At 53.4% G+C, this 15,771-nt stretch carries 16 protein-coding genes and 1 pseudogene; 9 read left to right on the top strand and 8 right to left on the bottom strand.

Annotated elements, in window-relative coordinates:
* Window positions 1-25: 25 nt before the first annotated feature.
* On the bottom strand, window positions 26-736 hold the full coding sequence (locus tag IEW06_RS16525; RefSeq protein ID WP_187731717.1) for a pirin family protein: 711 nt from the start codon (window positions 734-736) through the stop codon (window positions 26-28).
* A complete protein-coding gene (locus IEW06_RS16520; protein WP_229743151.1) occupies window positions 733-1,317 on the bottom strand; it encodes a nitroreductase family protein in 585 nt (194 codons plus the stop codon). Before IEW06_RS16520 ends, IEW06_RS16525 begins: the two co-directional genes overlap by 4 nt.
* A 460-nt stretch (window positions 1,318-1,777) precedes the next feature.
* Here IEW06_RS16520 and IEW06_RS16515 point away from each other — a divergent pair, with 460 nt between their 5' ends.
* From IEW06_RS16515 to IEW06_RS16490, 6 genes are all read left to right on the top strand, one after another.
* Window positions 1,778-2,794, top strand: a complete 1,017-nt coding sequence (locus tag IEW06_RS16515) for a 2-hydroxyacid dehydrogenase (protein ID WP_188548605.1) — start codon at window positions 1,778-1,780, stop codon at window positions 2,792-2,794.
* A 139-nt stretch (window positions 2,795-2,933) separates the two neighbouring features.
* Window positions 2,934-3,806 carry a universal stress protein gene (locus IEW06_RS16510; RefSeq protein WP_188548604.1) on the top strand — a complete coding sequence of 291 codons (873 nt, stop codon included), beginning with the start codon at window positions 2,934-2,936 and terminating at the stop codon, window positions 3,804-3,806.
* An 81-nt stretch (window positions 3,807-3,887) separates the two neighbouring features.
* Complete coding sequence (locus IEW06_RS16505) at window positions 3,888-4,643, top strand: MlaE family ABC transporter permease (protein ID WP_187731719.1); 756 nt, start codon at window positions 3,888-3,890, stop codon at window positions 4,641-4,643.
* A 48-nt stretch (window positions 4,644-4,691) separates the two neighbouring features.
* A complete protein-coding gene (locus IEW06_RS16500) occupies window positions 4,692-5,030 on the top strand; it encodes a hypothetical protein (protein ID WP_187731720.1) in 339 nt (112 codons plus the stop codon).
* 28 nt (window positions 5,031-5,058) lie between these two features.
* Window positions 5,059-5,835: an ABC transporter ATP-binding protein gene (locus IEW06_RS16495; RefSeq protein ID WP_187731721.1), complete on the top strand. Its 777-nt coding sequence runs from the start codon at window positions 5,059-5,061 to the stop codon at window positions 5,833-5,835.
* A gap of 79 nt (window positions 5,836-5,914) precedes the next feature.
* Window positions 5,915-6,886, top strand: a complete 972-nt coding sequence (locus IEW06_RS16490) for an MlaD family protein (RefSeq protein WP_187731722.1) — start codon at window positions 5,915-5,917, stop codon at window positions 6,884-6,886.
* A 56-nt stretch (window positions 6,887-6,942) separates the two neighbouring features.
* Here the strand turns inward: IEW06_RS16490 and IEW06_RS16485 are convergent, their stop codons facing one another.
* A complete protein-coding gene (locus IEW06_RS16485) occupies window positions 6,943-8,451 on the bottom strand; it encodes a L,D-transpeptidase scaffold domain-containing protein (RefSeq protein ID WP_187731723.1) in 1,509 nt (502 codons plus the stop codon).
* Window positions 8,452-8,510: 59 nt separating this feature from the next.
* Entirely contained in the window at window positions 8,511-9,335 is an 825-nt protein-coding gene (locus IEW06_RS16480; protein WP_187731724.1) for a universal stress protein, read from the bottom strand.
* A 472-nt stretch (window positions 9,336-9,807) separates the two neighbouring features.
* On the opposite strand from IEW06_RS16480, the gene IEW06_RS16475 reads away from it, so the two are divergent.
* Complete coding sequence (locus tag IEW06_RS16475) at window positions 9,808-10,626, top strand: universal stress protein (RefSeq protein ID WP_187731725.1); 819 nt, start codon at window positions 9,808-9,810, stop codon at window positions 10,624-10,626.
* 54 nt (window positions 10,627-10,680) lie between these two features.
* A complete protein-coding gene (locus IEW06_RS16470) occupies window positions 10,681-11,595 on the top strand; it encodes a bestrophin family protein (RefSeq protein ID WP_188548603.1) in 915 nt (304 codons plus the stop codon).
* A gap of 368 nt (window positions 11,596-11,963) precedes the next feature.
* Here the strand turns inward: IEW06_RS16470 and IEW06_RS16465 are convergent, their stop codons facing one another.
* From IEW06_RS16465 to IEW06_RS16455, 4 genes and pseudogenes are all read right to left on the bottom strand, one after another.
* Window positions 11,964-12,608, bottom strand: a complete 645-nt coding sequence (locus IEW06_RS16465; RefSeq protein WP_187731727.1) for a hypothetical protein — start codon at window positions 12,606-12,608, stop codon at window positions 11,964-11,966.
* Window positions 12,609-12,824: 216 nt separating this feature from the next.
* Entirely contained in the window at window positions 12,825-13,991 is a 1,167-nt protein-coding gene (locus tag IEW06_RS16460) for a phage integrase SAM-like domain-containing protein (RefSeq protein ID WP_187731728.1), read from the bottom strand.
* Window positions 13,992-14,021: 30 nt separating this feature from the next.
* Window positions 14,022-14,249, bottom strand: a pseudogene (locus IEW06_RS21015) (Arm DNA-binding domain-containing protein); the annotation flags it as partial.
* Window positions 14,250-14,335: 86 nt separating this feature from the next.
* Window positions 14,336-14,833, bottom strand: a complete 498-nt coding sequence (locus IEW06_RS16455) for a hypothetical protein (RefSeq protein ID WP_187731729.1) — start codon at window positions 14,831-14,833, stop codon at window positions 14,336-14,338.
* A 472-nt stretch (window positions 14,834-15,305) separates the two neighbouring features.
* On the opposite strand from IEW06_RS16455, the gene IEW06_RS16450 reads away from it, so the two are divergent.
* Window positions 15,306-15,722, top strand: a complete 417-nt coding sequence (locus IEW06_RS16450; RefSeq protein WP_187731730.1) for a helix-turn-helix domain-containing protein — start codon at window positions 15,306-15,308, stop codon at window positions 15,720-15,722.
* The last annotated feature ends 49 nt before the right edge of the window (window positions 15,723-15,771 follow it).

The following is a 15,771-nucleotide window of genomic DNA, read 5'->3' as shown; positions in this document are numbered from 1 at the left end:
TCTGTAATAGACTGTCAATTATAACTTAATGATTTATAGGCGCTTCAATCAGTAAAAAGCGCGTATCCGTAGCGCACTCCAAGCTAACGTGGTCCGTTTCCCAGATGCCCATGCTGTCCCGAGCCTGAAGGGTCTGGCCAGCCAGCGTGATGCTGCCGCTGATGACAAACAGAAACAGGGCTTTATTCAGCGGATTGAAACGGTAATCCACCGTTTGGGGCTCCTCGTAGTAGCCCAGGGAGAGTTTGGCGTTCTGGTTTATCCAGCAATGCGCCTGTCCTTCCTCGTTGCTGACAATCGTAGTCAGCTGGTTTTTCCGCTTGGCCTCCGGAAACTGCCGACGCTGGTAGCGGGGGGCAATATTCTGTAGCTTCGGCTCTATCCAGATTTGCAGGAAGTTTACCTCGTCATCGCCCACGTTGTGCTCCTCGTGGCGCATACCGGTGCCAGCACTCATGATCTGCACCCAGTCCTGATGCACTACTTCGGTGTAGCCCAGGGTGTCTTTGTGGTTCATGCTCCCGGCCAGCATCACGGAGATGATCTCCATATTAGTGTGCGGATGAATGCCGAAGCCGTTGCCGGGCTGCACGAAGTCGTCGTTGAACACGCGCAACAGGCCAAAGCCATTGCGCTCGGGGTTGGCGTAGCTGCTAAAGCTAAACGTGAAGTTGCTTTTCAGCCAGCCAATGTCTTTGCGGCCCCGCTCGTCGGACCTGGTGATGCTGGTTTTCATACCGTTACGGGCAACTGGTGGGCAAATACAAACTCGTCGAGCGGCTTGCGCTGGCGGGGGGCATTTTCGCGGCTGCGAAGGGGTTCGTCCAGCTGTTCGGCCGGGCCGGCATAGCCCAGGGCCAAAAAGATCACGGGCTCTAGGTTTTCGGGCAAATCAAACTGCTCGCGGGTGCGGTCCAGATCGAAGCCTCCCATGGCATGCACCGACAGGCCGAGGGCGGTAGCTTCGAGCGTAAGCGTGGCATTGGCGGCGCCCACGTCGTGCTGCGCGGTACGGTTTAGGTGGCCATTATCGTAGTGCGTTTTTACCAAAGAAAGGATGAGCACAGGGGCATGTTTGGCCCAGGCCTGGTTGGCGGGCACCAGGCACTCCAACAAGCGGTTAAAGGCTTCCGGGTCCGACTGATCGGCGTAGATATAGCGCCAGGGTTGCTCATTCATGGCGCTAAAAGCCCACGAAGCAGCTTCAAATACGCGGCTAAGTTCTCCGGCGCTTACTTGCTGGGTGCTAAAGGAGCGGGGACTCCAGCGTTGCCGAATCATGTCGCTGACGGGGTAAGTAGTGGGGGCGGTTCGCATGATCAATGTTCGAGTAGTAAAATGGAGAGGATCAGAAACGGGTCCGATCTGGGTACAAACGCTATCTCAGGGCCAGCATCCACCAACAAATCGCGGACTCTTGCGCAGTATGCCTGGATTGCTGAATTGTTAAAGCGAATACAAATGTATATACATTTAATGTACATACATAGTTTCAAGCAATATTTATTCAGCCAAGCGTATATATCTCCGACGTACAAAAGAACTTCCGATCAGGGTCAGGGGCCGCGAAACCTGCGCGAAGCCGGCCGGGCGGTGTACGGCGCGGCCTGCGTTTCCCTCCGGAATTATTACCGCTGGGGGGCTTTTAGTTGTATATTTAGTAAATGCAATACGATGCTGACCCCGTCCGTCAGGGCACTGAGTAGTCGCCTTGTATGCGTTGGGGGGCTGATAACATACGCGCAGACCTCCCGCTTTTACTCCTTATCCATTTCGCATGAACATCACGTTTTTTAGCTCTAAGCCTTACGATCAGCAGTTTTTCAACGAAGCCAACGCGGAGTTCGGTCACCAGCTCCGGTTTCTGGAAGTGCCACTGAACGCCCAAACGGCCGTGCTGGCCCAGGGTGCCGGGGTTGTGTGCGTATTTGTGAACGATGTGGTGAGTGAGCCAGTGCTGCACCAACTGGCCGACAACGGCGTGCGGTTGGTAGCCCTGCGGTGCGCGGGCTATAACAACGTGGACCTCAAAGCGGCAGCAGCCCTGAGTTTGCCCGTAGTACGGGTGCCGGCCTACTCGCCCTACGCCGTGGCTGAGCACACGCTGGCGATGATTCTGACGCTCAACCGGCACACGCACCGCGCCTACAACCGTGTGCGGGAAGGCAACTTCGCCCTGACGGGTCTGATGGGCTTCGATTTGCACGGCAGCACCGTGGGCCTTATCGGGCTGGGCACTATTGGCATAGTCACGGCCCGTATTCTGAAGGGTTTTGGGTGTCGGGTGCTGGGCTATGATATCAGGCCAACCGCGGAATGCCAGGAGATAGGAGTGGAGCTTACCGACCTCGATACCCTCTACGCGCAGTCCGACATCATTTCACTGCACTGCCCGCTCACGCCCCAAACCCATCATCTGATCAACGAGGAGTCTATTGCGAAGATGAAAAGCGGGGTAATGCTCATTAACACCAGCCGGGGGGCAATTATTGATGCACGGGCCGTTATCAAGGGGCTTAAATCGGAGAAGATTAAATACCTAGGACTGGATGTGTACGAAGAAGAAGGCGACCTATTCTTTGAAGACCTCTCAGGCAAGGTTATTCAGGACGACGTATTTATGCGCCTGCTCTCTTTCAATAATGTGCTCATCACTGGCCATCAAGCCTTTTTTACCACCAACGCCCTCAACGGTATTGCCCATATCACCCTGCAAAATATCACCGACTTCGAGCAAGGAAAGAGCCTGGTAAATGCCGTGCCTTTCGAAAAAAGCCCCCCAATGACCGTTTAGCGACCAGCCAGACGGTTCTGATTTCTGCTGAAAAAAGTGATAAGAGTCATCTTGAAAAATGCCATTTGTCATTGCTAAACCGCGCCACATCCAGGAGCTTTAAACGCAGTGTTTTCGGTCAACTCTTTCCGTCTCCGCCATGGAACCTTCCTTTCTGGTACTCACCGATTTGTCCCCCAGGTCGCAGCGGGCTGTTTATCTGACGGCGCTTCTGGCGGCCGCCGCCAATGGTCAGGTAATCCTGCTGCATATGGAGAATATGCCGACGCTCGAACCTGAGTTGGGCTTGGTTACCATTCCGGAGCAGTATTACCGGCAAGAGCGCCGCGATACGCTGGACGCGCTGGCAGCGCTGGCCCGGCACCTGCCTGCCCCAGCCATTGTGGAGAGTGAAGCCGGGAATCTGCACGATGTGTTGGGGGAGCTAATCGGCCGGTGGCAGCCTCAGCTGCTCGTGATGGGTCTGGCCGCGGAGCATGATTTGCTCGATGAGATGCTGATGAACCAGGCTCTGCCCGCGCTGCGGCAGACTGGCCTGCCGCTCCTGCTGGTTCCGGAAGAAACTGATGTTGCCCAGGACCCCGTGCTGCCGCTGCCCCGGCTGGTGGCCGTGGCCGCCGATGGCGAAGCCTTTGAGCTAGCCGACTCTTCCCTGGCATTTCGGTCGGTGCTGGAGAGCTGGTCGGCGCAGTATTCCATTGTGCATATCGTAACGCCCCAAGACCCCTCCGATGGCGGCATCAGCAAGGCGGAGGCCGCTGTGCGCCAGAGCGGGCTGCTGCCCGCTGAGGTCAAGTGCACTACCTATCAAATTCGTTCGCAGCCGCGCAGCAAAGGCATTGTGCAGGCTGCCCTTGATATTCAGGCCGATATGGTGGTGATTCTGGCCCGGCCGCGCACCTTGCTGACCAGCATTTTCAACCTGGGAGTGTCGGCCGAAGTCGTGCGTATCAGTACGGTGCCCGTGTTGCTGCTGCCCACCACAGACCGCCCCAAATCCGCGCTCGAGTAGATTAAGTGCTGGATGAAGCTGCTGAAGCCCGCTGGGGGCTTCCGGTCATGCTACCTTGGTTTTACTGACTAACGCAATGTGATGAACAGTACGATCCTTGCCGAAACAGGGGCCATTACAAACTTCGCCTGGCGGTTTTTTCGTCATGGCTTTCGGCCCCGCTACGAGGTGCAGGAGCTGCTGTATCAGTGCTACGTTGTTGGGTATCAGTCGCTGCCGCTGGTAGGCATTACAGGATTTATCATGGGTATAGTGCTCACCCTGCAAAGCCGGCCCACCATGGCGCAGTTTGGGGCTGAGTCCTGGATTCCGACCATGGTGGGGCTGACCATTGTCCGCGAAATGGGCCCCATTATCACGGCGTTGATCTTTGCCGGCAAAATCGGCTCCAGCATCGGGGCCGAGCTGGGCTCGATGCGCGTGACTGAGCAGATTGACGCCATGGAAGTAGCTGGTACCAACCCGTTTAAGTACCTGGTGGTCACACGTGTGCTGGCCACCACGCTCATGCTACCGATACTCACCCTGCTCGCCGACGCCATTGCCCTGTACGCAGCCTATATCGGCATCAATCTGAAAGGTGTCACCACGCTGGCCCTGTTTACCAACAATATCATCTCTACACTGACCTTCGGCGATGTAGTGCCCGCGGTAATCAAAACCTTCTTTTTTGGCTTTGCCGTCGGTATAATCGGCTGCTACAAAGGCTACAACGCCAACAAGGGAACGGAGGGCGTGGGGCGGGCGGCCAACTCGGCGGTAGTCGTCTCGTCGCTCGTCATTTTTCTGCTCGATTTGCTGGCCGTTCAGATAACCAGCGCCCTGGGTCTCAACTGAGCCAGAGGTAGCCCTTTAGGTATTGTTATCACGCTTGTTATCAAGGCCATGAATAAACATCTGGCACTGAGTCTCATAAAAGGGCTGCACACGCTGATATGGCTGTTTTTCAACGTCGTTATTTTTTACTTGCTCTACGCGGCCATTACCGGCCGGCTGAACCACTGGCTTTGGCTGGGCTACGGCCTAATAGCGCTGGAAGGGCTGGTACTCCTGGGATTCAACTTCTTCTGTCCGCTGACGATATTGGCCCGGCAATACTCCGAATCGGCGGCCGATAATTTCGATATTTACCTGCCTAACTGGCTGGCCAAAAACACCAAACTCATCTATACTTCTCTGGTGCTGATTAGTGCCATGATAACAGCGTACCAGCTACTCAAATAGCTAATTGAACTCTTGTTCTTGTATTCCCATGCTTCCTGATTCTGCCCCATTGTCAGCTGCTACTGCCACCTCGCCTGCCGAGGAGGTGCTCACGGTGGAGCACGTGAGCAAGTCGTTTGGCGACAACCACGTGCTGCAGGATTTTTCGCTTACCCTGCACCGGGGCGAGAATCTGGTGGTGCTGGGCAAGTCGGGCTCTGGTAAGTCAGTGCTTATTAAGTGTATTATTGGCTTGCTGCCCGTTGATGCGGGCCGCATTACCGTGCTGGGTCAGGAGGTGGGTGCTCTGGGCCACGATGAGCTGGACCAGCTGCGAACCAAAGTGGGGTTTCTCTTCCAAAGCAACGCCCTCTACGACTCCATGACAGTGCGCGAAAACCTGCTTTTCCCTCTCCGACGCCACTGGATGGCCGACCGGCGGGGGCAGGAGGAAAGTATGGTGATGCAGGCGCTCGACGACGTGGGGCTGGTCGAAACAATCGATAAGATGCCGGCCGAGCTATCGGGTGGGCAGCGCAAGCGCATTGCTCTGGCCCGCACCCTCATCATTCCGCCCGAAATTATTCTGTACGACGAGCCCACCACGGGCCTCGACCCGATAACGGCGCGTGAAATTTCCCAGCTCATCCGCGAGGTGCAGCAGAAATACACGACCTCCTCCATCATCATCTCGCACGATATGAATTGTGTGCGCCTCACCGCCGACAGGGTAGCTCTTTTGGTGGAGGGGCGCTGCTACGCCGAGGGCACGTTTCAGGAACTGCAGCAGCTGGACGATCCAATTGTGCGCGAGTTTTTCGTCTGACGCATCCCGTTAAAAAAGCCCCCCAGCTATTAAAATCAGGTATTCAAGGCTCCCGTTTTATCATTAACCGTTAAGTAAGATGCCGCAAGCTACCGCCAGTAATAATATTCGCCTGGGCTTATTTGTGGCTGTGGGAGTGGGCTGCCTGATGGCGGTTCTGTTTCTGCTGGGGCGCAAGCAGAACCTGTTTGGGTCGTCGCTGGAGGTGATGGCCGATTTTCGTAATGTATCGGGTCTGCTGATCGGCAACAACGTGCGGTTGGCCGGCATCGACGTTGGCACCGTGCGCCGCATCCATATTCAGAACGACAGCACGGTGCGAGTAATTATGCACCTGAACCGCGATGTGCAGCCTTTTGTAAAGAAGAATGCTGTGGCTTCCATTGGTACCGATGGCTTGGTGGGGAATACGATTGTGAACCTGACTGCCGTGGCTGCGCCCGCTCCGCCCATTGAGCCCGGCGACGTGTTGCTTACTAAAAAGCCCCTGGCCGTGGCCGATATGCTCAGCACACTCGACGTGTCGAACAAAAACCTGGTGGGCATTACGCAGGATCTGCGCCAGATTACGAGCAAACTCAATAGCAGCAAGGCCCTCTGGCAGATTTTGGACGACCAGCAATTGGCTGAAAATCTGGGCGCATCGCTACGCCGCGCTGCCAGCGCGACGGCCGCTTTGCAGGCTTCCGCCGTCGATCTGCAGAATATCACCAACGACGTGCGCCAAGGACGCGGCCCGGCAGGTTACCTGCTTACCGACACAGCCTTCGCCGGCCGGATGCGCTATACCACGCGCCAGCTCGCCAACTCCTCCGACACGCTAGCCGCAACGATGGCATCTCTTAAACAGCAGGTGCAAACCAGCGGTGGTCCCCTCAATACCTTGCTGGTTGATACCGCTATGAGCCAGCAGCTGCGCCGAACACTGCAAAACGTGGAAAATGGAACCGAGGGCTTCAACCAAAGCATGGAAGCTTTGCAGCACAATTTCCTGCTGCGTGGCTACTTTCGCCGTCAGCAAAAGAAACAAGCCCAAGCCGCCACGCCTTAGAAACGGTTGGATGTAGTTTAGTCACTACCCGAACAAGGTTGAAAAAGTAGGAAGCTTTACTCAATCGGGGCTGTTGGTAAGCGCGGGCTGCGCTGGGGGGCAAATAGTTGTCGCCGTAAAGCTTCGTCGCGGCTGTATATATCGGGGTAGAACTTGAGCTCGCCCGCCACAACGGCGCACGTAGCGTAACGCACATAAAAGGGCATCGGGCGCCGAAGTGTAATGGTGCGCGGCTTGGGGGCGGCTTCGCATTCAGCTTCCGAAGGTAGTGCTACGCTGCTGCTGTCGGGGCCGAGCAGATAGGCGGCCAGTTGCATTGGGCGCTCCGTGCGCAGGCAGCCGTGCCCCAAGGCTCTGTTGGCCAACTCAAAGTCGCTGGTTTCGGAGGTGGCGTGCAGATACACGGAATAGGGGTTGGCAAAGCGAAAGATGATGTTGCCCAGCGTATTGCCGCACCCCGGATTCTGCCGAATACTATAAGGAAAGTTCTTGGCGGTCACGTGTTGCCACTTCACCGTAGCCGGATCTACGCGGCGGCCTTTGGCATCGTAGAGGGAGTAGTTGTTTTCGGCCAAAAAATCGTGCTCTGACGGATATTTGGCGTTTTCCTGCAGGTAAGGCAGTATTTCAGTGGTGGCAATACTGTGAGGCACGTGCCACTCCGGCGCCACCGTAAAGGAAGTCAGCCGGCTGCTAAGCGTGGGAGTGGGGCTTTCGGAGCGGCCCACCACGAGGCGGTGGGTTTGGCGTACACGGCCATTGTCCACTACTTCCATAGCGTAGGCGGCCAGGTTTATCAGCACGTAAGTCGAATCGGGAATGGCATCCCAGCGCCAGCGCTCCAGGGTGAGGGCTATCTGCTCCGCTCGTCGTTGCCGCGCAATAGAATCAGGGCCTTTGGGGTGCTGCCGCCACCGGACCAGTGCCTGTTGGAGCTGCTGGTACTCGCGGTGGCGGGGCTGGCAACTCAGCAGCGCCGCCGCAAAGTCGGGCGCTTCGAGGGCGCGGCTTACCCATGCAACCGGGTCAAACGGCCCTTCCACCTTTTCCAAGGGCGACGGTACAAAGGCGTGTAGCCGTCCCCGGCGCAGGTGCTTGGCAAACTGCACCAAGCCATCGGTGAGCAACACCTCAAAGCGAGCCTGCTGAGCTTGCTTGCGCACAACGGACGTGGGCCAGGTCAGCGAATCGGTGAGGGCTACTAGGGCCGGCGCATGATAGGCGCTGGGCTGCAAGCCATAGTCTTCGGCCCCGGCCAGAAACGCCAGGGCAGCGCGACCAGTGGCATTAGGCTGCTGGCTGGTGCTCCAGGCCGGCACAAAACGGCGCTTTGTGTAAAAACTGCGGGCTTCTTTTGGGTCAATTGCGGGCTGCTGATGCTGAGCCCACGCTGCTTTAGGCCGTAGCAGACCCTGAATGCGGGCGGCTAGCGCTTTCGGTGCGGTTTGGCTGACCTCCGCACTGGTATTATTGCCCCCGGTATACGCGTTCGGAGCTGGAGCTGCCCGCAGGGAGGGCGGCATCGTGAGCAGCAAGGCCAGAAACCAGCGCCGGTATATATGCATAGTCAGGGTTAGGGATGAAGCCGATAGGTAGGAGTTGGCCGAAAACTGCTGGCCTACCCTTATTTAGTAGTAGGCAACACCAGCACGGGCACCGGGCTGCGGCGCAGGATCTGGGCCGTGATACTGCGGTGAAAAAGCCCCCCAAGGAAGGTGTGCGGCCGCGCCAGCATCACGATAAGCTGGGCCTTCAGCTCCGATGCGGCGTGCAGAATGCCGTCGGCCGGCGCTTCTTCGCACACCTCGTACAGGCTATTACTGGTAAGCCTACCGAATAATCCCGTGCGTTGCACCGAAGCCAGCCCCACTTCCGCCTGCGAAGGACCAGATCCGGAGGTGACGTGCACCACCGTGGTTGTAGGCTGCAGCGCCTCAAACAGCTCACCTAATTCAAGCGAAGGCGCGCTTAGCGTAAAAGGATGCGCATCGGTGGCTACCACGATACGCTGGGGCAGCTCCGTTTCGTGGTAGCTCTCAGGCACCAGCAGCAGAGGATGATGCGCATCCTGCAGGATGGGAAGCGCACGGTTGCCCACCAGTCGGTCCAGCACATTATCGGGCTCTTCCCGCCCCAGTGCCAGCAGCAAAGGGTGGTGTTGCTGCACCACGTTGGCTAATGCCGTACTTAGCACATCAACAACTACTTCGGTATCGGTCGGAACAGGCAACGTGCTGGCCCGCTGTACCATATTCGTCATGATTTCCTGGCGGCTGGTCACCAGAATAGGCGCCGCTACCATCGATACCTCCGGTTCGAGCACCGGGTCCAGAAAAACATGCAGCAGCACCAGGCGCCCATCCAAGCGTTGGGCGAGTCGGGTGGTATACGTCAGCGCCGCCTCAGCGGAGCGCGACAAATCGGTCATAACTACGAATGTCGGTTGCATAGCCAATAGGTTTGCTTGAGCGAAGAAAGTGGAGCAGAGCAGGAGTTGACCAGGAGTTGACTGTTATTTAAAGATCGGCAATTTATTCTGCCTGTAAAATGATGATCGTCAAGGGAATAAATGACTTATCTCACGTTAGTAGAATGCTGTTTTTTGCCGGGGTTTTCCTTGTCTTTTCCTTCTGGTTTTTCCTCGTATTGCACAGCCTTAAGTGATAATTACCCTGGGTTACCAGTCAAAAAATCGCCTATATACTGATGTATATACATTAATTTTTTTTAATAAAAGCCTCCTGCTATATAACTCAATGACCAGACAATCAATTATTTACACCAAGTCACAGACACATATTGTTCGCTACGGTTGAGCTTTAACGTCCTTATAATTTCTTCTTAATATCACTTTAATAGGAGCGTTTTTGCTTTGTCTGGATTCTGGGAGGCCAGTCTAGCAACAAACCAAGAACACCTATATGAAAAAAATAGTAATTCCTACCGAGCTGACACTGTACTCCCTGAATCTGGTTAAGCACGCACTCACTCTGCTAAAAGGGGAAACCTGCGAGATTATCCTGTTGCACCATACGCCTTTACCCGACTCTATTACCGAGCTGCTGCTATTGCCGCGTGAGGCTGATAAAGCTCGCGAGCCCGATGCAGAGTTTAAGAAGGCCCTGGAGCGGCTGAAAAAATCCTACGCCCTTGAGATACATAGTATTCGCGTAGTTCATCTCTGCTGCGATACTTCCCTGACGATCAAGAATTTCGTCATCGACAATCAGATTGATCTGATAATGAGTCCCGTATCGCTGACGAACCCATCGGAGGCAATGCGTCATTTCAGCAGTCTGGTGCAGGATATTCCCTTTCCGGTTCTATACATCCCCGAGTTTTTTGAAACCACTCAGTTCCGCAAAATTGCCTTTGTGCTGGATGCGGAAGTCCGTACGAATACCCTGCCCGACAAAGCGCTGGTGGACCTGCTGTGCCGGAAGGATTACCACGTTACGTTCCTGCTGGTGTTTGCTCCCGGCACCAGCACGGTCAAGCTGAAGCAGGCGCTGGATGAGCTATATGCGGCCCCCGTGCTGCAGGGCGTCGAGTTTGCCGTGCACCTGCAGCAGCAGCGCGACCTGACGACCGGCGTGGTTTCCTTTATCGAAGAGTTTGAAGTAGACCTGGTCGTTACCTGCAAAAAGCGAAGCATGCTCGACTACCTGCGCGTAGGGCGCAGCCGCAGCGTCCGTGATAAAGCCATCAACACGAAAGTGCCTTGCCTTTCGGTCGCGTAGCGAGCGCCAATCCTTGCCCATGCATTTTTGCTAACGCTTAGTAACGAGCATTTTATGTTATTAAAGACCAAAATCCCGCTTAGCTACGTCTTTGGGAAAATACAGAAGGAAGTTCTGTTTGTATTCGTCTACGCCACGTTAATCGCGGTAGAAGATCATTTTTTTCATGTCATGTCGCTCACCTTGCCGCTGAGCGTTCCCATGGTGCTCGGCACGGTGCTTTCGCTGCTGCTGGCATTTAAGTCGAACCAGGCCTACGACCGGTGGTGGGAGGCTCGCATTGTGTGGGGGGCAATTGTGAACGACTCACGCTCCCTGATCCGCCAGGTGCTCTGCTTCACCGACGCGCCCTACGCTCCGCAGGAAGTCCACGCCTGGGTGGAGCGCTTCACAAACCGGCAAATTGCCTGGAGCTACAGCCTCGGCATGGCCCTGCGCGGTAAGATGGATGTAGAGAAAATCCGCCGCTATCTGGAGCCCGAGGAACTTGCTTTTATCACTAAACACGATAACATTCCCAACGCGTTGCTGGAGTTGCATGCCCGGGATCTGCGCTACGCCTTGAACGAGGGCTGGGTGAACAGCTACCAGCAGGTAGAACTCGATGCCACCCTAACCCGGCTGACCGATTCTATGGGCAAGTGTGAGCGGATAAAAAACACCGTTTTTCCGGTGACTTACACGCTGTACACTCACTTCTCCCTGTTCTTTTTTGTGATGTTGCTGCCCTTTGCTCTGCTGGAGATATTCGGCGTGCTGGAGGTATTGATGGTGGTAGCCATCTCATCCTCGTTTTTCCTGATCGAGAAGATGGCTATTCACCTGCAGGACCCCTTCGAAGGCAAGCCCACCGATACTCCCGTGACGGCCATTGCCCGCACCATTGAGGTGAACCTGAAGCAGATGATTGGCGACAAAAATCTGCCGAAGGAAAATGCCCCCCAGGCTGATGCGTACTATGTAATGTGAGTGAGAGGCTACAAAGTGCGCTTCTCAAGCCCGCTTTCAGCCTGTACTTTTGCCCCCACACGCCGTCAGATCATTATTCCGACGGCGCCGCTATGGACTAATGAATTAGTCTGCGAATTACGGGGCAAACAGAAAAGCCATGCTTACATTTCATCCGACAGGGTAAGGCTTCACGCCCGGAGAAGGAGTCCAAACCGCCAAAGCCGGAGAAGTGCAGGCCATTCGACACCCCGGACCGTAGGGCTATAAATGAGCAGATACGCGCTTCAATTGAACCAATGGACGACTACTTAGTTGTTAACGCCCTGCGGCCCGTAAAAAGGCTTAAAATCGTTTTTCCGATAGAGCACAACGCCCGGGGCGTTGTGCTAAAACTTATAGATCGAGCAGAGCTTGCCTATATCTGGATTTGAAATTAACACTGGTTCTATTGTAGAGCCTACTTCTTTTGGAGGCATAACAAGTCTAACCTCACGTTGATGTATATGACGTGGTTCCTTCATCCAATAGTTATCTAAGCTGTCCCTCGTAACTATTCGGCCCTCATAAATGCAGGATTTATGCAAATAGAGGCCATGAATGAGCTTCTTGCTATACATCATTTCTTCCGCAATAAGCGTGTGGAATTTATGGTTGTCCGCTATCTCTACACAGGTGTCAGCGCCGAACGATTTCATCACGTCCTTATTCGGCTCCTTCGTGGTACAATAAATATATACATCAGGATAATTCCTGTCGTTGTGAACGTAGTTATCCTGAATAATGACTTTGCTGAAAGTCGTGCCTTCAGAAAAGAAAACAGGGAAAACACCCGCCGGAATATCCTTGCTTGAAACATTAGCTCCTGTAAAATCAGGTAATCGTCTTTCAACTGTTAGTACTCCTTCTCCAGAATCCCCAACCTCAATATTTTCGTCTTTTCTGTAGCTGTATATTGTTCCTACTCTGATAGTGCCCGAATCAAGCATTGCGCCTGCAAACTGCGAACTGATGTATTTATAGATTTTGGGCATAACCAGTTGTTAGATTATAAAAGATAAGATTGAATCTGTCCCCGCTGGTGTCCTCCGCAAAGAAAAAACCCCTATAAGTACTTGACTTATAGGGGTTTATCTCGCATTGCTGCGGTCCGGACGGGACTTTATGATGATTAGCGGAGCTTGAAGCTGCCTGCTAATATTGCCTCTACGCGCGAATAGGATAGTTTTAAACTTCTACATTAAGCTGGTTTAAGCGACCTTATGCAGTTTCGTGCCACTGTTTTCTGCCACTGTGCGTGCTGTTTTACGAAAGGTTTCAATGAGTTCTAACTCCACCACACCAAGGTAGCGGTTGAAGCTGGACTCGGTGCGGTGGCCAGTAGCCTGCATAACCTGAGCGCGTGGCACTCCCTGGCTAATCTTGAGGGTAACGAAGGTTTTGCGACCCACTTTGCTCGTGAGCTTGAAGCGGGTGAATCCAGCTAGCCGCTGTACATGCGGCAGATAGTCGGAGAGACCGTTCACTACTGGTAAGCAGGTGGGCAGGCCCAGCGGGGCATATTTCTCCACTAGGGCCACGGGTTTAAACACGTCGTCGTCGAAGTAAGGAATGAAGCATTCCTTGCGCGTTTTGGTTGCACGTAGGCGCACTAGATCACCGTTTGCCTGAACCTGGCGTGGGCTGAGCTTGTCGGCATCTGAAATGCGCAGCCCAAAATAGCAGCACTCAAGTAGCTTATCGCGCGCCCACTCTAACATGCGTAGCCGCTCGGCTACGCGATGCGGGTCGGCCTGACTGAGACGCATGGCTTTCTTGGTGTCAGCCTGGGCCCGTAACGCTGGGTTTAAACTCTCAAAATGTTCTTGCACGTAGGCGCGGGCCGCCTCTGTGCGGAAGTCCACGGCAGCCAGGCGCAGCAACTCTTCCTGGGTAAGGGCATCGGCTCCAATGTATTGGTCGGGTGCCTCAAATTTGCGGTATTTACGATTAACCGGTAACTCATGGTCTTCAGCCCAGGCTAGAAAGGACTTGATGTGGCGCATGTGCTTGCCGAAGGTATTGACAGATGTACCCCACTCACCCTTATAGAAAAACTCACTGAACCTGCTGTACCAAGCGTGGTCGACTCCTTGAAATGTCAGAAGCTCCCCAGTCTGGTCGGTAAAGTCCGCCAGTACAGCCCTACTGTTGGCAAGGCTGTCTAGATAGGACTTACTTAGTCCCTTGCCTGTTTGGTTAGAGGTTTTGCGAGTTTGCTCACCCAACCATTGGTCATAATAGTCAAGCAGACTAGGCGGAGCTAATTCCACTTCAGGCAGCGGCAGCACCTCATGACTCTCCGCCTGCGCTTCTTCACCGATAGTGAGCAGAGCGTAGCGTCGGGCTATTTCTGCGCCCATCTGCGCTTTGTCCAAAGATAATCTGGATTCGGCTGTGGCTTTATAGGCTGCCTGCGCTGCCTGTGTATAGTAGTCTAAAACTAAATTGATCTCGGCTGCAAAGTTTCCAGTAGCGGGCTTTACTTCCTCTCGCTTACGGTTCCAATGACGTGGCTCACACTTCTCCCCTGAGCCTTTGCGCAACCGCTGGCCATCCCAGCAGAAAGTCACTTGAATAGGGGCAAAGCCTTTTTTTGTTAAGAGGTCAAGCCGAAGTTGGCGGGTGATTTCCATTAAATCACTGAACAAATATTATTCGATTTATAAGTACTCCTATATAAGATGCAGATTCTTTGAGTAGACACAGGTCTAGCGAATCCTCATTTCTGGTTGTTTTGCTCCAAAAGCAATTGAATAGTACGCTGTTTATCTGCTAGTTGCCTAGTAAGCAGGGCAATTATCTCGTTGGCCACCTCCAAATCCTTAGCACACTCTGTTTGTAATGAAGGTTGAGTAATCGGCTGTAATCCTGTGTCTTTTTTGAATTCGTCTGTGTCTGGTGAGTCTGAGACAGATGCTTCGTTTTGAACTCTGCTTGCACTTGTAATTTGAAGTACTCCCCTGCCGCCAAATCCTTTCGCCTTATACTCAGGTGTCCTTAATTGCTTATTGAGTATGTCCCATACAGTAGCTGGAACCGATTGAATACCAGTGCGTACTCTGCTTATAAGATTTTCATGGATGCCCAGCTGCCGACACATTGCTCTGTCGGACTTGATGTTGAAAGCTGATTTAACTTCATCTATTATTAGTAGGAAGTGCTTGTCCCACTCTGTTCTTTCAGCTAGGCTAGCGCTTTTTTTGCTTATTTTTTTCAATTGATTTACAACAAGTTAAGGCGAGATAATTAATATTGTGTCTAAATTTAACGCGTTGACGTGTCGAAAATTGAGATTCCTGTAGTATGTTTGTTATGCATCTCGGAAAAACCCCTAAAAGTAGACACAATTAGCTTACGAGGTGCTAAAACCGACTAAACATATGATGACTGAGAAGCAAAAGTTTTACAGGTTGTTCTCAGAGGTATGTGAGTTACTTCCTACTGGAGCCATCAATTCTGCCATAACCGCAGGCTATAATGCTAATGCTGTGCATCTGATACACGTGCGTCAGGGGCGTACAATCAATCTTCCTCATTTGGTGGCCTTAATACAATATGGGTTGCCTGAATTTAATATTCCTGTGGACCTATTGCCAGAAATAGACTTGCAGCGGGGAGGAGTTAAATGATTCTGCATCAATTTTTATCTCTCCAAATTTAATGGACGTCCTCAACGCAAAGCTGCACACATGAAACGCGACGATTTAGCCACCGTTGGTTACATGGATGAATGCTTTCGCATCATGTTGGCTCACATCGCTGCTATAGCAAAAGGTCCAGCAAAACTAGAGTCAGTTGCAGCTGAGTTGCTGACTATTGAAGATGTAATGGAGCGGCTGCAGGTTAGCCGAAGCACTGTACAACGATGGGTCAAGACTGGAAAGGTCATCAAAGTTGGAAGTAAGCGACAGCAGCTCAAATTGCCCACTTTGTGGTTTACGCCTTCGGAGCCTAGAATACCGTGGCCAGCATTGCTGGCATTTGGGCGGGGCGAATCTTATGATCTTGGCCAGTTACCCGCACCTCCGCTGCCGAAATCAATCAAGGATGTCAGCCAACAAGAACCTATGCGCATGGCCTCTCGAGAGGCATTAAAATTAGTGTAGCGACAGCTTAAGGCTGGTTCCTCTAAACGCGGCGACTAAAATTTTAATG

Origin of the sequence: Hymenobacter qilianensis, from assembly GCF_014638675.1 — a bacterium.
In the GTDB taxonomy this organism is placed as follows: Bacteria; Bacteroidota; Bacteroidia; order Cytophagales; family Hymenobacteraceae; genus Hymenobacter; species Hymenobacter qilianensis.
This window is presented reverse-complemented; position numbering and strand designations above follow the sequence as displayed.